Origin of the sequence: Leisingera sp. ANG59 (assembly GCF_013317235.1) — a bacterium.
Lineage (GTDB): Bacteria > Pseudomonadota > Alphaproteobacteria > Rhodobacterales > Rhodobacteraceae > Leisingera.
In genome coordinates this window covers 1-22,946 of record NZ_WLCM01000013.1, presented here as the reverse complement: position 1 = coordinate 22,946, position 22,946 = coordinate 1, and the positions used below count along the sequence as shown (strand labels likewise).

Below are 22,946 nucleotides of genomic sequence, written 5' to 3'. Positions count from 1 at the left end.
AAGGGGCCGGGGGCACTGCCAATGCGCGGCCGTTCGCCGTTTCCGGTTGCGGCAAACAGTCCGGAAATCACGCGTTTCCCGACCGGGACATACGCAAAATGCCGGTTCCCCGGCTGTTTCACCCCTCTGCCGCCGCCAACTGAACCAGCGTCAGGCAGACTTCCGTGGCCTTGGCCATGTCCTGCACCGAAATCCACTCCAGCGGGCCGTGCACGTTCTGCATGCCGGTGAAGATATTGGGTGTTGGCACCCCGAACTCGGTCAGCCGCGAGCCATCGGTGCCGCCGCGGATCGGGGCGGAGATGGGGGCGATCCCATGCGCCTTGCAGGCCGCAAGGGCTAGCTCCACCGGGGTCATGTCATTTTCCAGCCAGTACCGCATGTTGCGGTATTGCGGGAAGATTTCGCACGTGATCTTGGCCCGCGGTTCCGAGGCCTGCACGGCCTCGCAGACCTTGCGCAGCAGATCGCCCTTGGCGGCCAGCCCGTCGAGTTCAAAGTCGCGCAGGATCAGCTTGATCTCCATCTCCGAGGAGCCGCCGTTCATGTCGGTGATATGGAGGAAGCCTTCGCGCCCGTCCGTCGTCTCAGGAGTCATCGTGGCCTGCGGCAGCGTTTGCACGATCTTCGCTGCCAGATGCGCGGCGTTGACCATCTTTTCCTTGGCCCAGCCGGGGTGGATCGACACGCCCTTGACAGTGACCACAGCGCGGTCGGCAGAGAAGCTCTCATAGACGATCTCGCCTGCCTCGCCGCCGTCCAGCGTATAAGCAAAATCGACGCCCAAATCCTTGGGCAGCTGTTCGCCGACGCCGCGGCCGATTTCCTCGTCCGGGGTGAAGGCGAGGCGAATCTTCGGGTGCCTGCTGCCCGGGTTTGCCAGCAGATGCCGGGCCAGTGTCATCACGATGGCGACGCCCGCCTTGTCATCGGCGCCCAGCAGGGTCAGGCCGGAGGCGGTGATCAGATCGTCACCCTGCTTTGAGGCGAGGTAGGGCGATTTCTGCGGCGACAGCACCAGGTCCGGGTTGTCGGGGTAGGTGATGTCGCCGCCATCGTAGCCCTTAATCACCCGCGGCTTGACGCCGGTGGCGTTGAACTGCGGTGCGGTGTCGACATGGGCCAGCAGGCCGATGGCCGGTCCCGGCGCGGTGGCGGGGATGGTCGCCAGCACCACGCCGTATTCCGTCAGCGTCACGTCGGCGGCACCAATCTCCTGCAGCTCCGCCACCAGCAGGTTCAGCATATCGAACTGGATTTCGGTGCTGGGAGTGGCGGCGGATGTCTCGTCGCTCTGGCTGTCTATGGCGGCGTAGCGCACCAGACGGTCCTCGAGTTCCTGATCGAAATTGGTCTGCATGAAACCTCCGGGATTTTGGCAGGAGCAAAGCCGCTGTCGCGGGGAAGGTCAAGGCGGGGAAATCCGCTGCAGCGGCGGGAATAGGCACCGCTTGGTGCACAGGGGGTGTACAGGGGGTGCACGCATGTCACCCCCGTTTCCGGCACAAAAAAGGGCGCCGCGAGGGGCGCCCTTTCGAAATTCCTGTCCCGCGGGAATCAGCCGCCCAGTTTCTTGGCGACCAGCTCGTTCACCGCCTTGGGGTTGGCCTTGCCGCCGGTGGCCTTCATCACCTGGCCGACAAACCAGCCCGCCAGCTTCGGGTTCACCTTGGCCTTCTCCACCTGCGCCGGGTTGGCGGCGATGATCTCGTCCAGAGCGGTCTCGATGGCGCCGGTGTCGGTCACCTGCTTCATGCCGCGCTCTTCGACGATCTGCGCCGGGTCGCCGCCTTCGGTGTAGACGATCTCAAAGAGGTCCTTGGCGATCTTGCCGGAAATGGCGTCGGAGGCGATCAGGTCGATGATGCCGCCCAGCTGGGCCGGGGAAACCGGGGATTCGGTGATCGCGTGGTCTTCTTTCTTCAGGCGGCCGAACAGCTCGTTGATGACCCAGTTTGCAGCCAGCTTGCCGCTGCGGCCCTTGGCGGTTTCCTCGAAGAATGCCGCCGATTCCACATCCGCGGTCAGTACCGACGCGTCATAGTCGGAGAGGCCGAAGTCGTTGATGAACCGCGCCTTTTTCTCGTCCGGCAGCTCCGGCAGATTGGCGGCGATGTCATCGACCCAGGCCTGCTCGATTTCCAGCGGCAGCAGATCCGGGTCGGGGAAATAGCGGTAGTCATGCGCCTCTTCCTTGGAACGCATGGAGCGGGTCTCGCCCTTGTCGGGATCATAGAGGCGGGTTTCCTGCACGATCTCGCCGCCAGCTTCGAGGATGGCGATCTGGCGGCGGGCCTCCACCTCGATCGCCTGCTGGATGAAGCGCATCGAGTTCATGTTCTTGATCTCGCAGCGGGTGCCGAGATGCGAGAAGTCCTGGGTTTCCTGGTACTTCTCGTACTGGCCCGGCAGGCAGACCGAGACGTTCACGTCGGCGCGCAGGTTGCCGTTCTGCATGTTGCCGTCGCAGGTGCCGAGATACTGCATGATCTGGCGCAGCTTGGCGATATAGGCGGCGGCTTCCTCCGGCCCGCGGATGTCGGGGCGGGAGACAATTTCCATCAGGCAGACGCCGGTGCGGTTCAGGTCGACAAAGGACATATGCGGGTCCATGTCGTGGATCGATTTGCCCGCGTCCTGCTCCATGTGGATGCGCTCGATCCGCACGGTGCGCGCGGTGCCGTCGCCCAGTTCCACCAGCACTTCGCCTTCGCCCACAATGGGATGATAAAGCTGGGAAATCTGGTAGCCCTGCGGCAGGTCGGGGTAGAAATAGTTCTTGCGGTCAAAGGCCGACCACAGGTTGATGTCCGCCTTCAGGCCCAGGCCGGTGCGCACCGCCTGCTCGACGCAGTATTCGTTGATCACCGGCAGCATGCCGGGCATCGCCGCGTCCACGAAGGCCACGTTGGAGTTCGGCTCGGCGCCGAACTTGGTGGAGGCGCCGGAGAACAGCTTGGCATTGGAGCTGACCTGGGCATGCACCTCCATGCCGATGACCAGTTCCCAGTCATGCTTGGCGCCCGCGATCACCTTGGGCTTGGGGAGTTCATATGTCAGGTCGAGCATGGTTTTCCGCCGTATCCGAATGTCCTTGGTTGGCAAGCGTTCTAGGCCCGTGCGCGGGCAGGGGCAAGGGGGCAATGAAGTACCGGAGGGCACATCGATACCCCCTTTGCGCGGGCCGCAGGCCCGGGCAGCGCCCGTCCCGCCCCCATGGGCGGGCGCTTCACGCCCACCCTCGGGACGGGCGCTGCCCTTAGCGATTGGTCGCCTGGTCTTGATTGTGCCTCTTGGCGGCGCGCACCAGCGGGGCTAGAACTGGCAGCCCGAGCAGAATTTAAGGAGGCCGCCTTGGACACATCCGCCCGCATCAGCCAGACCATTGCCACGGAAATCGGTGCCGCCGCCAAGCAGGTCAGCGCCGCGGTTGCGCTGCTGGATGAAGGCGCCACCGTGCCCTTTGTCGCGCGCTACCGGAAGGAGGCGACCGGGGGGTTGGACGACACTCAGCTGCGCACCCTGGCGGAGCGGCTGGAGTACCTGCGCGAGCTGGAAAAGCGGCGGGCGGCAATCCTTGAGTCGATCAAGGGGCAGGACAAGCTGACCGACGATCTGGCGGCCTCGATCGCCAAGGCGGAGACCAAGGCGCAGCTGGAGGACATCTATCTGCCCTACAAGCCCAAGCGGCGCACCAAGGCGATGATCGCCCGCGAAAACGGGCTGGAGCCGCTGGCAGATGCCATCCTGGCCGACCGCAGCGCCGACCCGGAGAAGCTGGCCGAAGGGTATATTACCGAGGCGGTGGCCACGGTGAAGGACGCGCTGAATGGCGCGCGGGATATCCTGACCGAGCGGCTGACCGAAAACGCCACGCTGTTGGGCCGGCTGCGGGAATTCCTGCAGCGGGAGGCGGTGCTCACCGCCAAGGTGGTTGAGGGCAAGGAGCAGGAGGGCGCCAAGTTCTCCGACTATTTCGAGCATTCCGAGCGCTGGGCGGATGTGCCCTCGCACCGGGCGCTGGCGATGCTGCGCGGCTCAAACGAGGGCGTGCTGACGCTGGACGTGGGGCCGGAGCCGGAAGAGGGCGCCGCCAAGGCTGAGGCCATGGTTGCGGCGGAGCTGGGCGCGGGCGGCCAGGGGCCGGGCGACAAGTGGCTGCGCAAGGTGGCGGGCTGGTGCTGGCGGGTGAAGCTGTCGTTGTCGATGATGCTGGAGCTGATGGGCGATCTGCGCGGGCGGGCACAGGAAGACGCCATTCAGGTCTTTGCCCGCAACCTCAAGGATCTGCTGTTTGCAGCTCCGGCCGGTGCACGGCCGACCCTCGGGCTGGACCCGGGCATCCGCACCGGCGTCAAGGCGGCAGTGGTGGATGCAACCGGGAAATTGGTGGCCACCGAGACCCTGTACCCGTTCCAGCCGAAGAACGATCTGCGCGGGGCGCAGGTGTCGATCGTGAAACTGATCGCGGAACACGGGGTGGAGCTGATCGCCATCGGCAACGGCACCGCCAGCCGCGAGACGGAGCGGATGGTGGCTGAGGTGCTGAAACACCTGCCGGCCAAGATCAAGGCGCCGGCCAAGGTGGTGGTGTCCGAGGCCGGTGCCTCGGTCTATTCCGCCTCCGAGCTGGCGGCACGGGAGTTCCCCGATCTGGACGTGTCCCTGCGCGGCGCGGTGTCGATTGCCCGCCGCCTGCAGGACCCGCTGGCCGAGCTGGTGAAAATCGAACCCAAGAGCATCGGCGTCGGCCAGTACCAGCACGACGTGGACCAGCACAAACTGTCGAAATCTCTGGAAGCGGTGATCGAGGATGTGGTGAACGCGGTGGGTGTGGACCTGAACATGGCGTCGGCGCCGCTGCTGAGCCATGTCTCGGGCCTTGGCCCCGGGCTGGCAGAGGCGATTGTGGCGCACCGGGATGTGAACGGCGCGTTCAAGTCACGCAAGGAGCTGCTGAAGGTCTCCCGGCTGGGTCCCAAGGCGTTTGAGCAATGCGCTGGCTTTCTGCGCATCCGGGACGGCAAGGAGCCGCTGGATGCGTCCTCGGTCCACCCTGAAAGCTATGATGTGGCGCGCAAGATCGTGGCCGCCTGCGGGCGCGATATCCGCCAGATCATGGGCGATGGCGCCGCGCTGAAATCCCTGCGGGCAGAGGATTTCGCCGGCGGCGGGGTCGGCCTGCCCACCGTGCGCGACATTTTCCAGGAACTGGAAAAGCCGGGCCGCGACCCGCGCCCGTCCTTTGTGACCGCCGCCTTCAAGGACGGGGTGGAGGAGATCACCGACCTGAAGCCCGGCATGGTGCTGGAGGGCACCGTGACCAACGTCGCGGCCTTTGGCGCGTTCGTTGACATCGGCGTGCATCAGGACGGGCTGGTGCATGTGAGCCAGCTGGCAGACCGCTTCGTGAGGGACCCGCATGAAGTGGTGAAGACCGGCCAGGTGGTGAAGGTCACCGTTACCGAGGTGGACGTGCCGCGCAAGCGGATCGGGCTCACCATGAAGAAGGACGGCGGTGCCTCCGCCAAGGAGGACCGCGATGCGCGCGGTCCGGCCAAGGGAGCAGGCCCGCGCCGCGGCGGCAAACCGGGCGGACGTCAAGGGCCCGGCAAGGGCCGGGCCTCCGCCGGGCCAAAGGGTGGCCAAAGCCGCGATCAAGGCACCGGTGCGCTGGGCGCCGCGCTGATGGATGCCTTCAAGAAGAAGTGAGGGGCAGGGCGGAGGCCCCGTTTTCCGTTTCAGGCGGGGCTGAGGTGCAGCCCCTGTTCGGTGAAGGCGACCTTCTGGCCGCTTTCGATCTCTTGCCGGAACTGGTTGGCGATGGCTTGCAGCGCGCCTGCGTGCCCGCGGGCGGCAAAGCGGCTGACGGAGCGGACCAGAGCGCTGTTGTCAAAGCCTTCCTCGGCGTGCGCCCAGACCAGCGGGTGAAGCTCTGTCAGGTGATCGCGGATCAGCCAGTCAGCGGCCGCGGAAATCTGCAGCCGCGGCTCGTCGGCCTGCAGATCCTGCCCCGTCTCCTTGGGCAGGGCAACGGTGCAATAGGCGGCCAGCAGATTGATCATTTCCTGCGAGGAGTCGGCCTGGACGATGTCGCGGAGCCCATCCAGGAAGAAACGGGTATCGACACGGGCGCAGGCCTGGCTGTCGATGGTGATGGCATCGAAGTAAACCCATGTGTAGCCGCCCGCGCCCCAGGTGTCTTCAGTGCGGGCAGCGGCGCGGCGCGCCTCCAGCTCCAGCGCGGCGTAAGAGCCGGAACCGCGCGGCAGCATATGGGTGCCTAGCGCCCGCATGTGGCGGTGGTTGGCGGGGGCCAGGTCAATCAGCGCGCTGTAGGTGTCCGCCACCTGCAGGGTGCCGCCGCTGCGGCCTGCAAAAAGCGCGCACTGTGCTGCCAGCAGGAACGGGCTGCGCCGGCTGTCCCCGGCAATGGGCTCCAGCAGCGCGGCGGCACGGTCGAAATGGGCAGCGCAGCGGCGCTGGTTCGATGGCGGCGTATCCTGGCCGCCGGTTCCGCGCCAGGCCCAGCCGATGTCAATGTGGGCGAGTGCCACCAGGGCTGTCAGATACGGGTCGTGCCGGTTCTCCGCGCGCAGCGTTTCAAAGGCCATCAGCCCGCGGATCAGGGCGCGGCTGCGGGCGTCCTGATGTTCGGCCAGCGCGTGTTCTGTGGCGGTCACCACATCGGCGCGGGCGCCATAGGCGATGAGATCCGCCAGCGGCATTCCGCAGCGGGTGGCGGCGCGGGTTTCGTCGGCCTCGCGGATTTGCCGTGACAGGTCGTCCCAGCGTTCCTGACGGGCCAGAAACTGGCCGCGATCCTGGGCCTGGGTGCCTTCGGGGGCGTCCTGCGCGCGCAGCACCGGAATGGACAGGCTGTCTTCGGGGCGCCGGGAGAAAGGCTGTTCCGCAGGGGCTGGAGCCTGGCGTGCACCAGGCCGGGACCGGCTGGAAACCAGGCTTGAAATCCGGGAGAAAAGATCCAGTGCCTGTCGAGACTGTGTGAGCATTTGTGCTTCCTGATGGGTGGCAGCTTATCGTTGCTGCCAGTTTCGTCAGGCAATGGGGCGCAAAGATGGCGGCACTGAGGAAGTTAACGCCTGCGGGCGGTTAATCGCGCAAGGCTGTTTAAAATCCGAATTGGAATTCGCGGGGTTTTGACGGCCGGACTCAGAACGCAGTGAAATGGTGGCGTTCGGTGCGGATACCGCGCAACTGAAACTCCGCGTCAGCCTCGTCATGCGGCGGGGTGGCTTCTTGCGGCAGGCGGATTCGTTTGCCGCTCTTCAGGATCAGCGTGGCGCGCACGGAAAAGTCCCAGCGGGTGTCGAACCGCACCCGGTCTATCTCGTCCAGCTGTGCCTGTCCGGTCAGCTTGCCGCTGAACCAATCGATCCGGTGCCGGGAAATTTTCAGCCCGGACAACGGGTTGCGGATCAGGTCGGCAATGGCGGGCAGAACGGGCAGGGCCAGGATGACCACCAGCCACAGGGCCGCATCCAGAACCAGCCAGAGCACCAGAAGCGCAGCCAGCCAGCCGCCCGCCGCCATGATGACGGCGGCAGAGCGGCCCCGGCGGGAGAAGCTGTAGTCCTCCGCCGGGACTTGTGTGCCGGGGGCCTCAGGCATCCAGGATCCGGGTGACCATTTCATTGGTGTCGCGGCTGAGGCCTTCGGTGCCTGCAATCCGGCTGAGCTGGGCGCGGATCAGCGACTGGCGGCCCGCGTCGTAGCGCTTCCAGGTCTGGAAAGCCGCGCACATGCGGGCGGTGGTCTGCGGGTTCAGCTTGTCCAGCGCAATCAGGTTGTCCGCCAGCAGCTGGTAGCCCTCGCCGCTGGCATGGTGGAAGCCCGCATGGTTGCCCGCCAGCGCGCCAAAGACGGCGCGGAAGCGGTTGGGGTTCTTCATGTCAAACAGCGCGTGTTGAGTGAGGGCCTTTGCGGTGGCGGCGGTCTTCTCTGGCGCGGCGCAGGCGATCTGCAGGGCAAACCATTTGTCCATCACCAGCCGGTCGTCCTGCCATTGCTCAAAGAAGGCCCGGCTTTGCACCTCGCCCTTCTCAGCCTTCATCAGCGCGGCAAGGGCGGCATACTGCTGGGTCATGTTGTCCGCGGCAGCGTATTGGCGCGCGGCCTGCTCGCCGCCGTCCAGACGGGTCAGCAGCGACAGGATGCGGCCGTTGAGGGCGCGCTTGCCGGCGCTTTCGGCATCCGGGGAGTAAGAGCCTTCGACCGTGGTCGCCGCATACAGCCTGGGCAGGCTGGTTTCCAGCTGCTGCGCCAAGGTCTGGGTGAAGGTTTCAGCCGCGTCGTAGATCTTCTGCGGATCTGGGGTATAGCCGCGTTCATACAGGGTCTGGGCGATGTCCGACTGGCTGGGCGGCGACAGCACCAGGGCGCGGAAGGCCGGGTCCTGTTCGTCGTCGCGCACCAGTTTCTCCAGCGCATCCAGATAGGCGGCATCAGGCGCAGCCCCGTCCAGCACCATCGCCACGCGGGTTTCCTTGGCCAACGCGTTGCCGGCCTCCCAGCGGTTGAACGGGTCGGTGTCATGGGCCAGCAGGAACGCGCGCTCGGCGTTGCTGGTCTCGCGCTCCAGGATCACCGGGGCGGAGAATTCACGCAGGATCGAGGGCACAGGTTTGGAGGCGAGCCCCTCGAAGGTGAAGCTCTGCTTGGCTTCTGTCAGTTCCAGCACCTCAGTCGCGCGGACTTCGTCGCCGTTGGGCGACAGCAGGCCCACCGCCATCGGAATGACCCGCGGTGCCTTGTCGGGCTGGCCGGGCGTCGGAGGTGTCGATTGCTCGAATGTCAGGGTATAGGTGCCGCCGGCATAGTCTTCAGTAACCTTGACCCGCGGGGTGCCGGCCTGGCTGTACCACAGCTTGAACTGGCTGAGGTCGCGCCCGGTTGCGTCCTCGAACACCTTCAGCCAGTCCTCGATAGTGCAGGCCTGGCCGTCGTGGCGTTCGAAATAGAGCTTCAGCGCCTTGTAGTAGCTCTCATCCCCCACCAGCCGCTTCAGCATCCCGATCACCTCGGCACCCTTTTCATAGACGGTGGCGGTGTAAAAGTTGTTGATCTCCTGGAAGGCTTCCGGGCGCGGCGGATGGGCGAGGGGGCCGTTGTCCTCCGGGAACTGGCGGGCGCGCAGGGTGATCACATCGTCGATCCGCTTCACCGGTTCAGAGCGCATGTCAGCAGTGAACTGGGCGTCGCGGAAGACGGTCAGGCCTTCCTTCAGGCAGAGCTGGAACCAGTCGCGGCAGGTGATGCGGTTGCCGGTCCAGTTGTGGAAGTATTCATGGGCGATGATCGCCTCAATACGTTCGAAATTGGCATCTGTGGAGGTTTCAGGCGACGCCAGAACGCAGGAGGAGTTGAAAATGTTCAAGCCCTTGTTCTCCATCGCGCCCATGTTGAAGTCATCGACGGCAACGATGTTGAACAGCTCCAGGTCGTACTCCAGCCCGTAGACGTCCTCGTCCCATTTCATCGACTTCTTCAGCGCTTCCATGCCAAAGGCGCATTTGTTCTCATCACCCGGACGGACCCAGATGTTCAGCTCCACCTCCTTGCCGGATTTGGTGGTGAAGGAACCGGGGTGGTTCACTAGGTCGCCCGCCACCAGCGCAAACAGATAGGCCGGTTTCGGCCAGGGATCGTGCCACTCGGCCCAGCCTTCGCCCGCGCCCACGGGGTTGCCGTTTGACAGCATCACCGGCTCGTCACCTTCGATCCGCACGGTAAAAGTGGACATCACGTCGGGCCGGTCGGGGTAATAGGTGATCTTGCGGAAGCCCTCGGCCTCGCATTGGGTGCAGTACATGCGGTTTGACATGTAAAGCCCCTCCAGCGCGGTATTGCCGGCCGGGTTGATCTCAACCTCGGCCTCCCAGGTGAAGGGAGCGCTGGGCACCGCGCATTTGAGGCCGCCGTCCACCAGTTCCGGCGTCACCGCCTGGCCGTCGATTTTGGCCGAGATCAGCTGCAGTTCCTCGCCGTACAGGAAGAACGTCTTGTCCGCCGCGTCCGGTTTCGGTGCAAAGCGGATCCTGCTGAGGACGCGCGTTGTTTCCGGCGCCAGGCGGAAGGTCAGGTGAACGCTTTCGACGTCGAACCCGAAGGGGGTGTAGTCTTTCAGGTAGAAGGTCTGGGGCGTGTCTTTGGCCATTCTCGTTCTCCTCTGCACTGCTTCTGTTCAGGTGTAGAGGATGGGGGCGGGACTGCAAGCGGATTGGCGGCAGAATTGCGGGTTCAGGAAAATCCGCAGCACTTTCTTGAAAATCAAGAAATTGAGTTCGGTTTCGCCGATGGGGTGTTTTGTTGCTGACCGGAAACTTCTGCCCTAGTTAGATGTCAGCATACAGTGGTGTACCGCCGGAAGGAGCAAGTCATGAGCCGGGTCGAAAAACAGGGAATTCAGGTTGCGCCGGAGCTGGCGGAGTTCATCGAGAAACAGGCGCTGCCGGGCACCGGGATCGAGGCCGAGGCATTCTGGAGGGGGCTGGCGGAACTGGTGAACGGCTTTGGCCCGGAAAACCGCGCGCTGCTGGCCAAGCGGGAAGAGATCCAGGCCAAGATCGACGCCTGGCACATCGCCAACCGCGACAAGCCGCACGACCACGAGGCCTATAAGTCGTTCCTGAGCGATATTGGTTATCTGCTGCCGGAAGGCGGCGATTTCGAGATCGAAACGCAGAATGTGGACCCCGAGATCGCATCGGTGCCTGGGCCGCAGCTGGTGGTGCCGATCACCAACGCCCGCTATGCGCTGAACGCGGCCAATGCGCGCTGGGGCAGCCTCTATGACGGGTTCTATGGCACTGACGCCATGGGCTCTCCGGCCCCCAAGGGCGGCTATGACAAGGGCCGCGGTGCGCGCGTTGTGGCGCGGGCGCGGGTGTTCCTGGATGAGGCCTTCCCGGTCAACGGTGCCAGCCACGCCGACGTGCGGCGCTACCATGTGCAGGACGGTCAGCTGCTGGTCGACGACCTGCCGCTGGCGCAGCCGGAGAAATTTGCAGGCTACCGCGGCAACCCCAAGGCGCCGGAATCCGTGCTGCTGCGCAATAACGGGCTGCACGTGGAGCTGGTCTTTGACCGCGCCCATGCGATCGGCGCCCGCGATCAGGCCGGTCTGGCCGATGTGCGGCTGGAAAGCGCGATGTCGGCGATCATGGACTGCGAGGACTCGGTCGCCTGCGTCGATGCCGAAGACAAGGTGCTGGCCTATTCCAACTGGCTGGGCCTGATGAAGGGCGACCTGGAGACCAACCTGGAAAAGGGCGGCAAGATCATCACCCGCCGCCTGAACCCCGATTTCGGTTTCACCGCGCCGGATGGCACTGCCAAGACCGTGAAGGGCCGCGCCCTGTTGTGGGTGCGCAACGTCGGCCACCTGATGACCAACCCGGCGGTGCTGGATAAAGACGGCAATGAGGCCTACGAGGGGCTTCTGGACGCGCTTATCACCGTCCTGATCGCCAAGCACGACCTGAAACGCGACGGCGGCAATTCGGCCCTTGGTTCAGTCTATGTGGTGAAGCCCAAGATGCACGGGCCGGAAGAGGTCGCGTTTACCGACCGGATCTTCGGCAAGGTCGAGGATATCCTGGGCCTGCCGCGCCACACGGTGAAAATCGGCATCATGGATGAGGAGCGCCGCACCTCGGTGAACCTCAAGGAATGCATCCGCGCCGCCAAGCACCGGGTGGCCTTCATCAACACCGGCTTCCTGGACCGCACCGGCGACGAGATCCACACCTCGATGGAGGCGGGGCCGTTCTCCCGCAAGGACTTCATCAAGCGCAAGGCCTGGATCGGCGCCTATGAGAACCTGAATGTGGATATCGGCCTGGAATGCGGCCTGTCCGGCAAGGCGCAGATCGGCAAGGGCATGTGGGCAATGCCCGACATGATGGCGGCGATGCTGGAGCAGAAGATCGAACACCCGAAATCCGGTGCCAACTGCGCCTGGGTGCCGAGCCCGACCGCTGCAACCCTGCACGCGCTGCATTACCACAAGGTGGATGTGCTGGCGGTGCAGGCCAAGCTGAAAGAGGTCGGCCGCCGCGCCCATGTGGATGGCATCCTGGAAATCCCGCTGGCGACCTACCGCAAGTGGACTCCGCGCCAGATTGCCCGCGAGGTGGACAACAACGCGCAAGGGATCCTGGGTTATGTGGTGCGCTGGATCGACCAGGGCGTCGGCTGCTCCAAGGTGCCGGACATCAACGACGTCGGCCTGATGGAAGACCGCGCCACCTGCCGGATTTCCGCCCAGCACATCGCCAATTGGCTGCACCATGGCGTTGTTTCCGAGGAGGAGGTGATGGGCTCTCTGCGCAAGATGGCAAAGGTGGTGGACGAGCAGAACCGCGGCGACAATACTTACCGCCCGATGGCGCCGGGCTATGACACCATTGCCTTCAAGGCGGCCTGCGATCTGGTGTTCAAGGGCCGGGTGCAGCCGTCGGGCTATACCGAGCCGGTGCTGCACGCCCGCCGCCTGGAGCTGAAGGCCCGGGAAGCCGCAGGCTGACCGCGGCAAACTGACCGGATGAAACAGTTTCCCCGCAGAAAGGGGTAGTCAAAGGGGGCCTTTTGGCCTCCTTTTCTGTTCCGTAACGTCACGCGAACGGAAGGGGCAGGACCCATGGCTGATATTTCACTGGAACAGGCGCGCACCATTATCCGGGTGGCCTTGAAGAAAGGGCGCGAACTGAACCTGAAGCCGCTGTCGGTGGTGGTGCTGGATGCCGGCGGCCATGTGCAGGCGTTCGAGCGCGAGGACGGCGCCGCGCCGGGCCGTTTCCCGATTGCGCATGGCAAGGCCTACGGCTCGGTGATGCTGGGCATGGCGGGCAGCGCCCAGATGGCGCGGGCAGAGGCGCAGGCCTATTTCATGGCGGCGGTGAATGGCGTATACGGCGGCCAGGTGGTGCCGGTGCCGGGCGGCGTGCTGGTGCGCGGCGCGGAGGGGGCGGTGATCGGCGCGGTCGGCGTCACCGGCGACACCTCCGACAATGATGCGGTTGCTGCAATGGCAGGCATCGAAGCTGCTGGCCTGCAAGGCGAAATCTGACCCTCCCGTGCGCCTGTGAACAATCTGTTGCGCCGTCACTGCGGTTGAACCCGGCCACTGGCAGAGCTAGGTTTTCTGTCAGGAAACGGAGACAAGCAGCACATGGCGCGACCCAAGGTTGGCATTATCGGCAATTCCTATCTGCTGAACGATCAGTATCCCGTGCATGCGGGCGGGACGATGAATTCCGAGGCGATTGCCGAGGTGGCGGGGTGCATGCCGCTGATGATCCCCTCGGACCCGCGCTTTGTGACGGTGGCGGAACTGCTGGATACATTCGACGGTTTCCTGCTGACCGGCGGGCGGCCCAATGTGCATCCCAACGAATACGGCGAGGCCGAGACCGAGGCGCATGGCGCCTTTGACCGGGCGCGCGATGCTATCACCCTGCCGCTAGTACGCGCCTGCGTCGAGCGCGGCCAGCCGTTCCTAGGCATCTGCCGCGGTTTTCAGGAGGTGAACGTGGCAATGGGCGGCACGCTGCACCCGGAAATCCGCGACCTGCCGGGGCGGATGAACCACCGGATGCCGCCGGACGGCACGCTGGAGGAAAAATTCGCCCTGCGCCACACCGTCAAATTCAACTCCGGCGGGGTGTTCCACCGCCTGTTCGGCGCCGAAGAAGTGATGACTAACACCCTGCACGGCCAGGGTATCAAGCGCCCCGGCGCGCGGGTTGTCATCGACGGCCACGCACCGGACGGCACGCCGGAGGCTGTCTATATCAAGGATGCACCGGGCTTCACCCTGTCGGTGCAATGGCACCCGGAGTGGGAAGCAGCCGCAGACCCGGTGTCTCGGCCGCTGTTCGAAGCCTTTGGCACGGCTGTCAGGGCCTGGGCACAAGGCGGTCCGCAGGCCGGTTTGCAGAAGTCAGCCTGAAGACCGCTGCCGCGGCGATTGCCCGCAGGCGCCGTTCGGCAGGGACCAGGCCCTGGCGGCGTTACCGGATAAGTGTTCTGGCGTAGGCTTCGAGCTGCTCCGCAACTGTGCCCCAACCATCGTAGAAGCCCATCTTCTCATGTGTTTCCCGCGCCTCCGCGGACCTGTGGCGGGCAATTGCGGTATAGGTTGTGCCGCCTTTGCCGTCATCCTCGAACAGCAACATCGCGGTCATGAACGGGTCCGGCGCGGGCTTCCACCCTTCGCTGTAGTTGTCTGTGAAGACAAGTTTTCTCTGGTCGATGATCTCCAGGAAGACACCGGTGTTCTGCATCTCGTTGCCTTCGACCTCAAAGGTCGTGTTGAACCGGCCGCCAACCCGCAGGTCGATGTCGCAGGCAGTCACCTTGTGCGGCGCGGGGATGAAAAACTGCAAGATGTGCTTGGGTGTGGTCCAGCACTCCCACAGCAGCGGCGCCGGCGCCGCCAGGCTGCGGGTAAAGCTGAGGTCAGTCTTCGGATCCAGGTCCATGTTGGCGTTCCTTCATGAGTTGCATTACGTAGTCGTCGAACTGGTCCAGCCGCTCTTCCCAGACAGCCTTCTGCTCATCCAGCCAGTTCCGGGCGGGGCGCAATGCCCACGGCAGAAGTGTGCAGGTTCGGACGCGCCCGGATTTGGCAGTTGCGATCAGGCCGGCGTCCTCAAGTTTCTTCAGGTGGCCCAGAAAGGAGGGCAGCGCCATGTCGTGCGGCGCGGCAAGTTCGCTCACGCTGGCGGGGCCGCGCGCCAGCCGCGACAGGATCGCGCGCCGGGTCGGGTCGCCAAGCGCGGTGAACAGGAGATCGAGGTCCGGATCATGCTTAGCCATGCGCCTAAGTATTATCAGCGCGCGGTTCCGGTCAAGAGAAACTTAGGTGGCCGGCTATCTTTTATTCCGGAGCCGGCATCCGGAACGGTTGCGGCCCGCGCAAAGGCGGGCCGCAGCTGCTGCTTGGTGAGTGGAAACGGGTCAGATGAGCAGATCGAAATCATGCATCAGCGGCGGCCGCCGCGCGCGCTTGCCGGTGAGGTCGAACAGCGCATTTGCCAGGGCCGGGGCGGCCGGCGGGGTGCCGGGTTCGCCCGCGCCGCTGATATGGGTCTGCTCTTCCAGAATGCGCACCTCCACTTGCGGCATGGTGTGCATGCGGATGGCGTCGTAATCGGGGAAGTTGCCTTGCTCCGCAGCACCTTCGGCAAAGGTGATTTCTCCGAACATCGCCGCTGACAGCCCATAGGCCATGCCGCCGAACATCTGTGCTTCCAAGTTCTGCGGGTCGAGCGCGACCCCCAGGTCGGCGGCGATCCAGGCCTTCCTGAGGCGGATCAGCCCGTCTTCCTCTGCCACCTCGATCACCTGGGCGACCGGGGTGCCGAAGCTGTAGGTCATGGCGACGCCTCGGCCCACGCCGTCAGGCGTCTTGCCGGTCCAGCCGGACATCTCCTTGACCGCTTCCAGCACCGCGGCTGCTGGCGCCCATTCCTGGCGGGTGAGGGCCAGCCGGAACTCCAGCGGGTCGGCGCCGGCCGCATGGGCCATCTCGTCCAGGAAGCTCTCCATGAAGAAGCCGTTGAAGGACGCCCCGACAGACCGCCAGGCGCCAACCGGGACCTGCAGCTCCGCGGCGTGGCCGCGGATGCGGAAGTTGGGGATGCCGTAGGGCTGGTTGAAGGCGCCGTCGACCAGCGTTGTGTCCGGGCCGGCAGGGGTCATGCCGAACCAGCGGTTCATCAGCTGCGGGGTCAGCGCCTGGCTGGCGATCTGGCCGTCCAGCAGCACCGCGCTGCCGTCCTTCACCGCGCCCCGCATCCGGGCCATGGCGCCGGGGCGGTAGAAGTCGTGGGTCATGTCCTCTTCCCGGCTCCAGGTGAGCTGCACCGGGGTGCCCGGCATCTGCCGCGCCAGCCTGGCGGCGTAGACTGAGAAGTCCATCTCGCCGCGCCGCCCGAAGCCGCCGCCCATCAGCGGAGTGTTCACCTCGACCTGCTCCGCATCAATCCCCAAAGCATCGGCGCAGTGGTTGCGGGTGAGAAGCGGCCCTTGGTTGCCGCTCCAGAGCTGCAGTTTGCCGCCATCGAACAGGGCAGTGGCGTTCAGCGGCTCCATCGTCGCGTGGGCTAGGAAAGGCGCCTCGTATTCGGCGGAGACTTCCTGCGCGCCCTGGGGAAGTGCCGAGACATCGCCATCATCGCGCAGGGTGGAGTTCGGCTCGGCGTCAAAGGCGGCGCGGATGGCATCCTGGATTTCGCCCTGCGTCGCCGGAATGGGCGCGGGGACCCAGTCTGCCACTACTGCCTCGGCGGCTTGGATGGCGAGCCATGTGTTGTTCGCGACAACGGCATAGCCATTGCCCAGGTCCACAACTTTTTCAACGCCCGGCATCTGCAGCGCTTCGCTGGCATCAAAGCCGTTCATGGTGCCGCCAAGGTGCGGGTTCGCCTTGAGGGCTGCGAACTTCATCCCCGGCAGGCGGACGTCGATACCGAACTCTGCGGTGCCGGTGGCCTTGCCGGGCATGTCCACACGCGGCTGCGCCTTGCCCAGCAGTTTCCATTCGCTGCGGTGGCGCAACAGGGCCTCGACCGGTTCCAGCCCGGCGGCCTCAGCAGCCAGATCGGTATAAGCAATCTCGATGTTGCCGGGCGCAATCACCTTGCCGTCCTTGGTGGACAGCTGGCTGCTGGCAATGCCCAGCCGGTTGGCCGCTGCAAGTTTCAGCGTTTCCCGGGCAGAGGCGCCCGCGGCCCGCATCCGTTCATACCCGTCCTTCATCGAGGAGGAGCCGCCGGTCACCTGCATGTCCATCAGCTTGCCTGCATGGCCAAGCGCCTCGCCCAGCGAATGCATGAAGCGGGACTTGTCGTAGCCCTTGGAGGGGATCACCTCCCCCAGCAGGGCAGAGTTGTAATAGGCCGTGGCGGCAGGCCCGTGGATGACCTCCACCTGATCCAGAGTCACGTCCAGTTCCTCGGCGATCAGCGCGGCCCAAGTGGTGTGCACGCCCTGGCCCATCTCGGCGCGTGGGGCGATCAGGGTGATCTTTTCGCTTGAGATCATCACAAACGGGTTGAACGCCGCTTCGCCTTCTGCCGGTTTCAGCGGGTTCGGGGCCGGGCGGCTGACGTAATAGGCGCCAAAGGCAACCCCGCCGACAATGGCGGCAGAGCCGATCAGGAAGCTGCGGCGGGCGATTTTCTTGAAGCTGGCCATCGGTTACGCCTCCTGCATCTTCTGGGCGGCGGAATGGATGGCGGCACGGATGCGCGGGTAGGTGCCGCAGCGGCACAGGTTGCCCTGCATCGCCTCGTCAATCTCCGCGTCCGAGGGTGCCGGGTTCGCCGCCAGCAGGCTCGCCGCCTGCATGATCTGGCCGGACTGGCAATAGCCGCACTGGGCCACCTGGTGCTCGACCCAGGCCTGCTGGAGGACAGTCATCGCCTCAGGTGTGCCAAGGCCCTCGATCGTCGTCACCTCTCCCCAGACGTCCGACAGTGCCACCTGGCAGGAGCGTACCGCCTCGCCGTCAATATGCACGGTGCAGGCGCCGCAGGCGGCCACGCCGCAGCCGAATTTGGTGCCGGTGAGGCCAACCTCATCCCGCAGAACCCAGAGGAGGGGAACATCATCAGGCAGGTCCACCTGGTGGGTTTTTCCATTGATGCGCAGGTCTGTTGGCATGGCGGGGCTCCCTAGCTGTGCTCCTGACAAAATAACGGGTTTTGTCAGGGTGTCAATTGACATTTTTTACAAACAATGTCAGAAGCGGAAACATGAACATGGCAGGCATTGATCCGAAACAGCAGGCAATCCTGGAGGCCGCCTGGGCGGCGTTCTCCACCTATGGATTCCGCAAGACCTCGATGGATGACATCGCCAAGGGCGCGGGCATGTCGCGGCCGGCGCTGTATCTGCATTTCAAGAACAAGGACGCGATTTTCCGGGCGCTGGTAGCCGCCTATTACGGCACCGCGGCTGCCGGGGTGCGGGCGGCGCTGGCGGAGCCGGGGCCGCTGCCGGAGCGGCTGCTGGCGGCGTTCCAGGGCCAGGCCGGGGAGGGCGTGCAAATGATGATGTCCTCGCCGCACGGGATGGAGCTGTTCGAGATCACCAAGAGCGTCGCGGGCGAGGTGATTGCGGAGGGTGAAGCCGACCTGAGCGGGATCTATGCCGATTGGCTGCAGAAGGAGGCCCAGGCAGGCCGGGCGGTTCTGAGCGGCGATGCCGTAGAAGTCGCCCGCACCATCTGCGCCTCCCTGAAAGGGATCAAGCAAACGGCCGGCGACTATGCCGAGTATCAAGCCGGGGTGCGCCAGCTGGCAGCCCTGGCCGGGGCCGGGCTGACGCCCCGGTGATGAACGGGCCGTCAGTGCGGCCCGTCAACTATTTCACAGCTCGGTGCGCAGGTGCCAGAGCTCGGGGAACAGCTCCACTTCCAGCATCCGTTTCAGATAGCTGACGCCGCCGGTGCCGCCGGTGCCGCGCTTGAAGCCAATGACGCGCTCCACCGTGGTCACATGGTTGAAGCGCCAGCGGCGGAAGTAGTCCTCGAAATCCACCAGCTTTTCTGCCAGCTCATACAGCTCCCAATGGGCCTCTGTGTCGCGGTATACCTCGGTCCAGGCGGCCTGCACCGCCTCGTGCGGCTGATAGGCTTCCGACACATCGCGGTTCAGCACCTCCTCCGGCAGCGCAAAGCTCTGCGCCAGCGCCTTCAGCGCAACATCATAAAGCGAGGGCTGCTTAAGTTCTGCCTCCAGCAGCTCCAGAATGTCCGGGCGGTGGGCATGCGGGCGCAGCATCGCCTTGTTGCGGTTGCCCAGCATGAATTCGATCAGCCGGTACTGATGCGACTGAAAGCCGGAGCTTTGGCCCAGCTCATCGCGGAAGGCGGTGTAGTCTGAGGGAGTCATGGTGCGCAGCACGTCCCATGCGGAATTCAGCTGCTCAAAGATGCGCGCCACCCGCGCCAGCATCTTGAAGGCCTGCCGCGCCTGGCCGCCCAGCAGCCGTTCTCGGGCGGCGCTGATTTCGTGAATGGCCAGCCGCATCCACAGTTCTGAGGTCTGGTGCTGGATGATGAACAGCATCTCGTCATGGGTATTGGTCCATGTCTTCTGCGCGTTCAGCAGCATGTCGAGCGACAGGTAATCGCCATAGGACATGCGCCCGTCAAAGGACATCTGGGCGCCGTCGTCGGCGGGATCGTAGGGTTGGGTCATCGGATCTTTCCTTTTCCTAAATGTAGCATAAGTCAGGGAAAGGAAGCCGTCCTCCGGTTCAGGGTGCCGCATTGGGCCAGGCGGCGCCACAGCGCGACCCAGCCCGCCGGGCGGCAAAGCGGCAGATGGTATGAGCGGGATCGGCGCATCAGGTGACCGCGTGGCGGACCATGTATTCCGGCCGGTCCCACAGGGCGTTTGTCATGACATCTGCAATGATCTCGACCGCGGCGCGCACGTCGCCCTCGTCAATATACAGCGGGGTGAAGCCGAACCGCATGATATCCGGCGCCCGGAAGTCGCCGATCACGCCGCGGGCAATCAGCGCCTGCATTGCGGCATAGCCCTCGTCGAACTTGAACGACACCTGGCTGCCGCGGAAGGCCGGATCGCGGGGTGAGGCCAGCTCCAGCTGCGGGCAGCTCTTCTCAACTTCGGCGATGAACAGGTCGCACAGCGCGATGGACTTGGCGCGCACGCTATCCATATCCGCCATGTCCCAGATATCCATCGCCGCCTCCAGCGCGGTCAGCTGCAGGATCGGCGGGGTGCCGACGCGCATCCGGTCGATGCCCTGGCCCGGCCGGTAATCCAGGTCAAAGGCAAAGGGCGCCTCATGGCCCAGCCAGCCCGACAGGGCGGGGCGGGCGGTCTCCGCGTGGCGCGGCGAGACATAGATGAAGGCCGGCGCGCCGGGGCCGCCGTTCAGGTATTTGTAAGTGCAGCCCACCGCGAAATCCGCCTTGCACCCGGCCAGATCCACCGGAATGGCGCCCGCGGAATGGGCCAGATCCCAGACCGTCAGCACGCCAAGGGCGTGGGCCTTCTCGGTCAGCGCCTTCATGTCGTGCTTGCGGCCGGTGCGGTAGTCCACCTCGGTGATCATCAGCACCGCGATCTCGTCGGTGATGGCGTCCTCGACCGCCTCCGGGTCGACGACCCGCAGCTCGTAGTCCGGCCCCAGCGACTTCAGCAGCCCGTCTGCCATATACAGGTCGGTGGGGAAGTTGCCGTTGTCCGACAGCACCACCTTGCGGCCCGGATTCAGCTCCAGCGCCGAGGCGACCGCCTGATAGACCTTGATCGACAGCGTGTCACCCATCACAACGTGGCCGGGCTCCGCCCCGATCAGCCGCCCGATCCGGTCCCCCAGCGCCTTGGGCTTGTCCATCCAGCCGGCCTTGTTCCAGCCGGTGATCAGCATCTGGCCCCATTCGTCCTGCATCATCGCTCCGACCCGCTCCTTGGCGGCGCGGGGCAGGGGGCCCAGCGAGTTGCCGTCCAGGTAGATCACGCCTTCGGGCAGGTCGAACGTCGCCTTGGTCGCAGCAAAATCGGTCATGGAGGGCCTCACGTCTGATGGGTATTTTAAGCTTGAAGCTTTTCCGGTTTGCTACCGCATCCGGGCCGTTCTGTCCAGTGCTTAGCCGCCCGCGGGCTGCGGGTCCGGTATCCCGAACTCGGCGCGCTTCTTCTTCGAAAGCTTCGCAGTGACCATCTGATAGGACAGGGTGATCTGTTCTTTCAGCTCCGCATCCGTCAGGCCGTCGACATCAAACTGCTGCAGCCATTGCATGCCCCGCGACGCCAGATAGGGCGCCGGGCGGACCCCGGGGCGCTCCTGCAGCACCTCATAGGCAATCTCTCCGGCCTTGAAGGTGAAGGCGTCCTTGCCATCGGCCCAGCCGCAGACCGCAAACAGCTTGCCGCCCGCCTTCCAGACGTCAGAATTGCCCCATTGCACCACATGCTCTGCGGCGGGGAAGGTGGCGCAGAATTCATTGAATGCCTTGCGGTCCATCACATCTGTCCGCCCGAGATTTCGATGCATTGTCCATTCACTGACCCGGATCCCGGCCCGCACAGCCACAAGGCGGCGGCGGCGACTTCCTCCGGCTCGATCAGCCGCTTGTGGCGGTTGGCATTGACCATCACATCCAGCGCTTCTACCGCGCTGAGGCCTGCGCGCTGGGCGATCGAGGTGATGTTGCGCTCGACAATCGGGGTGTCCACATAGCCAGGACACAGCGCATTGAAGGTGAACGGCGTACCCAGGTAATCCTCGCTCAGCGCCCGGGTCAGGCCGATCAGCCCGTGTTTGGTGGCGGAATAGCAGGACGCCCCCTTCAGCCCTCTGATGCCCGCGACGGAGGAGACGCTGATAACCCGCCCCCAATCGGTCTGGCGCATCGACTTGAAGCACTCCCGGATGGTCAGAAAGGCGCCGTCCAGGTTTGTTGCCATCATGTTGCGCCAGAATTCCATCGAGGTCTTGTGCAGCGCGGCGCCCTCGGCAACGCCGGCATTGGCAACGCAGATCTGGATGGGGCCGCGGGCCGACATCGCTGCGCCCACCTTGACCGCCACGTCTTCTTCGCTGCGCACATCCATTGCCAGCGGATGCAGCCCTTCGGTTGCAGCTTCGTCCAGCACCTCCTGCCTGCGGCCTGTGATGGTGACCTGTGCTCCCTCTGCGGCCAAGCCCCGGGCGATGGCCAGCCCGATCCCTGTTCCGCCGCCGGTGACCAGCGCGTGTTTGCCTTGCAATGCCATGAAGTCCGGCCTCCCTGTTTTACCGTTCAGCCTATACGGGCACCGTCGTGTGGCAAGCCCGCCGTGCCGTTACGGTGCCATTGGCACGGGGAAAGGCGCGTTTCAGCGGCAGCAGCTGCGTTGAGCGCGGCCGGGGCTCTGCTCAGTACACAAAGAAATACATAGGCATCCGGACGAAACTATGCAGGATCATGCCGCATGCGGGAACGGATTCGCCGTTTTCGCGGCATGTGGGGCAAATTGTCCTTTTCTTTCAATCCCGGCCGAAGCGGGCTGGACGAGCAGGCCGGATAAGGGAAAGTTGCCCGCGATGCGTGTTGATGCAAACAGAATTCTGCAAGAGGGCAGGGCATGACACGGTGGCTGGATGTGCCGCCGGTCTGGCTGGCCGTGTTTGTTGCGGCGGCTTGGCTTCAGGCGGACCGTTTCTCCTTCGGCCTTTCCTTCGGCGGGGCCTGGGCGGAATTTCTGGCAGGTATTCTGACCGGCGGCGGCATCCTTCTGGCGCTGCTGGCAATCTCTGAGATGCGGCGCCAGAACACCACTGTTATCCCGCATCGGACACCCAGCCGCCTGGTGCAATCGGGGATCTTCAGCCGCAGCCGCAACCCGATCTACCTGGGCGACGTTCTGATCCTGGCAGGCCTCATCCTGTGGTTCGATGCGGTCCTGTCGCTGCCGCTGATCCCGGTCTTCCTGTGGCTGCTCGAGAAGCGCTTTGTCATCCCGGAGGAAAACAGGATGCGGCGTGAATTCCGGGTGGACTGGGCCCGGTACGAGCAAAAGGTGCGTCGCTGGATGTGACGTCAATGCGGCAATGCGGCATGACTTTGCGGCAATGCGGCAAAATCCTTGCGCAATAAAATTGCGCAATGTAGAGAGAATTATTGTGATCCGAACCCGGGCGTTGCTGGCGCGGGCAAGACGAGGGGAACCAAAAGGTGAAAATAGGTACACCAAAAGAAACATTCCCGGGTGAAAACCGGGTTGCGATGACGCCGGAGTCTGCGGTGCAGCTGCAGAAACTGGGCTATGAATGCGCGGTGGAGACCGGGGCGGGGGCGGCGGCGGGGTTTTCCGATGCCGCCTATGAGGCCGCGGGGGTGGAGATCATCCAGACCCCGGCGGCGCTGTGGAAAGCCTGCGATATCGTCGCCCAGG

The 22,946-nt window shown here is 64.7% G+C and carries 19 protein-coding genes and 1 pseudogene; 7 read left to right on the top strand and 13 right to left on the bottom strand.

The window, feature by feature from the left end:
* Nucleotides 1–118 precede the first annotated feature (118 nt).
* A complete protein-coding gene (gene pepT, locus GKC28_RS13235; protein WP_174147379.1) occupies nucleotides 119–1,360 on the bottom strand; it encodes a peptidase T in 1,242 nt (413 codons plus the stop codon).
* A 197-nt stretch (nucleotides 1,361–1,557) separates the two neighbouring features.
* Nucleotides 1,558–3,069: an Asp-tRNA(Asn)/Glu-tRNA(Gln) amidotransferase subunit GatB gene (gatB, locus tag GKC28_RS13230; protein WP_174147378.1), complete on the bottom strand. Its 1,512-nt coding sequence runs from the start codon at nucleotides 3,067–3,069 to the stop codon at nucleotides 1,558–1,560.
* Between the two features lie 285 nt (nucleotides 3,070–3,354).
* Between gatB and GKC28_RS13225 the strand changes: the two genes are divergently transcribed.
* Nucleotides 3,355–5,712 carry a Tex family protein gene (locus GKC28_RS13225; protein ID WP_174147377.1) on the top strand — a complete coding sequence of 786 codons (2,358 nt, stop codon included), beginning with the start codon at nucleotides 3,355–3,357 and terminating at the stop codon, nucleotides 5,710–5,712.
* Nucleotides 5,713–5,741: 29 nt separating this feature from the next.
* Here GKC28_RS13225 and GKC28_RS13220 read toward each other — a convergent pair whose 3' ends face one another.
* The 3 genes from GKC28_RS13220 to pepN form a co-directional block, all read right to left on the bottom strand.
* On the bottom strand, nucleotides 5,742–7,013 hold the full coding sequence (locus GKC28_RS13220; protein WP_174147376.1) for a hypothetical protein: 1,272 nt from the start codon (nucleotides 7,011–7,013) through the stop codon (nucleotides 5,742–5,744).
* Nucleotides 7,014–7,173: 160 nt separating this feature from the next.
* On the bottom strand, nucleotides 7,174–7,632 hold the full coding sequence (locus tag GKC28_RS13215; protein ID WP_174147375.1) for a hypothetical protein: 459 nt from the start codon (nucleotides 7,630–7,632) through the stop codon (nucleotides 7,174–7,176).
* Nucleotides 7,625–10,177: an aminopeptidase N gene (gene pepN / locus GKC28_RS13210; protein ID WP_174147374.1), complete on the bottom strand. Its 2,553-nt coding sequence runs from the start codon at nucleotides 10,175–10,177 to the stop codon at nucleotides 7,625–7,627. The genes GKC28_RS13215 and pepN overlap by 8 nt, the downstream gene beginning before the upstream one ends.
* Nucleotides 10,178–10,399: 222 nt before the next feature.
* On the opposite strand from pepN, the gene GKC28_RS13205 reads away from it, so the two are divergent.
* The 3 genes from GKC28_RS13205 (at nucleotide 10,400) to GKC28_RS13195 (ending at nucleotide 13,972) form a co-directional block, all read left to right on the top strand.
* Nucleotides 10,400–12,547 (top strand): malate synthase G, encoded by a 2,148-nt coding sequence (locus tag GKC28_RS13205; RefSeq protein WP_174147373.1) that lies wholly within the window; start codon nucleotides 10,400–10,402, stop codon nucleotides 12,545–12,547.
* A 114-nt stretch (nucleotides 12,548–12,661) separates the two neighbouring features.
* Nucleotides 12,662–13,090 (top strand): heme-binding protein, encoded by a 429-nt coding sequence (locus tag GKC28_RS13200; protein ID WP_174147372.1) that lies wholly within the window; start codon nucleotides 12,662–12,664, stop codon nucleotides 13,088–13,090.
* A gap of 102 nt (nucleotides 13,091–13,192) precedes the next feature.
* Complete coding sequence (locus tag GKC28_RS13195) at nucleotides 13,193–13,972, top strand: gamma-glutamyl-gamma-aminobutyrate hydrolase family protein (RefSeq protein ID WP_174147371.1); 780 nt, start codon at nucleotides 13,193–13,195, stop codon at nucleotides 13,970–13,972.
* A gap of 61 nt (nucleotides 13,973–14,033) precedes the next feature.
* Here the strand turns inward: GKC28_RS13195 and GKC28_RS13190 are convergent, their stop codons facing one another.
* The 4 genes from GKC28_RS13190 to GKC28_RS13175 all read right to left on the bottom strand — a co-directional run bounded on the left by GKC28_RS13190 (nucleotide 14,034) and on the right by GKC28_RS13175 (nucleotide 17,691).
* A complete protein-coding gene (locus GKC28_RS13190; RefSeq protein ID WP_174147370.1) occupies nucleotides 14,034–14,504 on the bottom strand; it encodes an SRPBCC family protein in 471 nt (156 codons plus the stop codon).
* A complete protein-coding gene (locus GKC28_RS13185; protein WP_174147369.1) occupies nucleotides 14,482–14,841 on the bottom strand; it encodes a metalloregulator ArsR/SmtB family transcription factor in 360 nt (119 codons plus the stop codon). The genes GKC28_RS13190 and GKC28_RS13185 overlap by 23 nt, the downstream gene beginning before the upstream one ends.
* Before the next feature lie 141 nt (nucleotides 14,842–14,982).
* Nucleotides 14,983–17,223: a molybdopterin cofactor-binding domain-containing protein gene (locus GKC28_RS13180; protein WP_174147368.1), complete on the bottom strand. Its 2,241-nt coding sequence runs from the start codon at nucleotides 17,221–17,223 to the stop codon at nucleotides 14,983–14,985.
* A gap of 3 nt (nucleotides 17,224–17,226) precedes the next feature.
* Entirely contained in the window at nucleotides 17,227–17,691 is a 465-nt protein-coding gene (locus GKC28_RS13175; protein WP_174147367.1) for a (2Fe-2S)-binding protein, read from the bottom strand.
* A gap of 92 nt (nucleotides 17,692–17,783) precedes the next feature.
* Between GKC28_RS13175 and GKC28_RS13170 the strand changes: the two genes are divergently transcribed.
* Nucleotides 17,784–18,365, top strand: a complete 582-nt coding sequence (locus tag GKC28_RS13170; RefSeq protein WP_174147366.1) for a TetR/AcrR family transcriptional regulator — start codon at nucleotides 17,784–17,786, stop codon at nucleotides 18,363–18,365.
* Nucleotides 18,366–18,398: 33 nt separating this feature from the next.
* Here the strand turns inward: GKC28_RS13170 and kynA are convergent, their stop codons facing one another.
* The 4 genes from kynA to GKC28_RS13150 all read right to left on the bottom strand — a co-directional run bounded on the left by kynA (nucleotide 18,399) and on the right by GKC28_RS13150 (nucleotide 21,785).
* Nucleotides 18,399–19,232, bottom strand: a complete 834-nt coding sequence (kynA, locus tag GKC28_RS13165) for a tryptophan 2,3-dioxygenase (RefSeq protein WP_174147365.1) — start codon at nucleotides 19,230–19,232, stop codon at nucleotides 18,399–18,401.
* 148 nt (nucleotides 19,233–19,380) lie between these two features.
* A complete protein-coding gene (gene kynU / locus GKC28_RS13160; protein WP_174147364.1) occupies nucleotides 19,381–20,574 on the bottom strand; it encodes a kynureninase in 1,194 nt (397 codons plus the stop codon).
* Nucleotides 20,575–20,655: 81 nt separating this feature from the next.
* Nucleotides 20,656–21,033, bottom strand: coding sequence for an MmcQ/YjbR family DNA-binding protein (locus GKC28_RS13155; RefSeq protein WP_174147363.1), 378 nt, complete (start codon nucleotides 21,031–21,033; stop codon nucleotides 20,656–20,658).
* Nucleotides 21,033–21,785 carry an SDR family NAD(P)-dependent oxidoreductase gene (locus tag GKC28_RS13150; protein ID WP_174147362.1) on the bottom strand — a complete coding sequence of 251 codons (753 nt, stop codon included), beginning with the start codon at nucleotides 21,783–21,785 and terminating at the stop codon, nucleotides 21,033–21,035. Before GKC28_RS13150 ends, GKC28_RS13155 begins: the two co-directional genes overlap by 1 nt.
* A gap of 351 nt (nucleotides 21,786–22,136) precedes the next feature.
* Here GKC28_RS13150 and GKC28_RS13145 point away from each other — a divergent pair, with 351 nt between their 5' ends.
* Both GKC28_RS13145 and GKC28_RS13140 read left to right on the top strand, forming a co-directional pair.
* Nucleotides 22,137–22,589: an isoprenylcysteine carboxylmethyltransferase family protein gene (locus GKC28_RS13145; protein WP_174147361.1), complete on the top strand. Its 453-nt coding sequence runs from the start codon at nucleotides 22,137–22,139 to the stop codon at nucleotides 22,587–22,589.
* 137 nt (nucleotides 22,590–22,726) lie between these two features.
* Nucleotides 22,727–22,946: pseudogene (locus GKC28_RS13140) on the top strand (NAD(P)(+) transhydrogenase (Re/Si-specific) subunit alpha); the annotation flags it as partial.

Excerpts from the sequence above, each read along its gene's own strand:
- pepT (WP_174147379.1), bottom strand. The coding sequence starts at position 1,360 with ATGCAGACCAATTTCGATCAGGAACTCGAGGACCGTCTGGTGCGCTAC.
- gatB (WP_174147378.1), bottom strand. The coding sequence starts at position 3,069 with ATGCTCGACCTGACATATGAACTCCCCAAGCCCAAGGTGATCGCGGGC.
- GKC28_RS13220 (WP_174147376.1), bottom strand. The coding sequence starts at position 7,013 with ATGCTCACACAGTCTCGACAGGCACTGGATCTTTTCTCCCGGATTTCA.
- GKC28_RS13215 (WP_174147375.1), bottom strand. The coding sequence starts at position 7,632 with ATGCCTGAGGCCCCCGGCACACAAGTCCCGGCGGAGGACTACAGCTTC.
- pepN (WP_174147374.1), bottom strand. The coding sequence starts at position 10,177 with ATGGCCAAAGACACGCCCCAGACCTTCTACCTGAAAGACTACACCCCC.
- GKC28_RS13205 (WP_174147373.1), top strand. The coding sequence starts at position 10,400 with ATGAGCCGGGTCGAAAAACAGGGAATTCAGGTTGCGCCGGAGCTGGCG.
- GKC28_RS13200 (WP_174147372.1), top strand. The coding sequence starts at position 12,662 with ATGGCTGATATTTCACTGGAACAGGCGCGCACCATTATCCGGGTGGCC.
- GKC28_RS13195 (WP_174147371.1), top strand. The coding sequence starts at position 13,193 with ATGGCGCGACCCAAGGTTGGCATTATCGGCAATTCCTATCTGCTGAAC.
- GKC28_RS13190 (WP_174147370.1), bottom strand. The coding sequence starts at position 14,504 with ATGGACCTGGATCCGAAGACTGACCTCAGCTTTACCCGCAGCCTGGCG.
- GKC28_RS13185 (WP_174147369.1), bottom strand. The coding sequence starts at position 14,841 with ATGGCTAAGCATGATCCGGACCTCGATCTCCTGTTCACCGCGCTTGGC.
- GKC28_RS13180 (WP_174147368.1), bottom strand. The coding sequence starts at position 17,223 with ATGGCCAGCTTCAAGAAAATCGCCCGCCGCAGCTTCCTGATCGGCTCT.
- GKC28_RS13175 (WP_174147367.1), bottom strand. The coding sequence starts at position 17,691 with ATGCCAACAGACCTGCGCATCAATGGAAAAACCCACCAGGTGGACCTG.
- GKC28_RS13170 (WP_174147366.1), top strand. The coding sequence starts at position 17,784 with ATGAACATGGCAGGCATTGATCCGAAACAGCAGGCAATCCTGGAGGCC.
- kynA (WP_174147365.1), bottom strand. The coding sequence starts at position 19,232 with ATGACCCAACCCTACGATCCCGCCGACGACGGCGCCCAGATGTCCTTT.
- kynU (WP_174147364.1), bottom strand. The coding sequence starts at position 20,574 with ATGACCGATTTTGCTGCGACCAAGGCGACGTTCGACCTGCCCGAAGGC.
- GKC28_RS13155 (WP_174147363.1), bottom strand. The coding sequence starts at position 21,033 with ATGGACCGCAAGGCATTCAATGAATTCTGCGCCACCTTCCCCGCCGCA.
- GKC28_RS13150 (WP_174147362.1), bottom strand. The coding sequence starts at position 21,785 with ATGGCATTGCAAGGCAAACACGCGCTGGTCACCGGCGGCGGAACAGGG.
- GKC28_RS13145 (WP_174147361.1), top strand. The coding sequence starts at position 22,137 with ATGACACGGTGGCTGGATGTGCCGCCGGTCTGGCTGGCCGTGTTTGTT.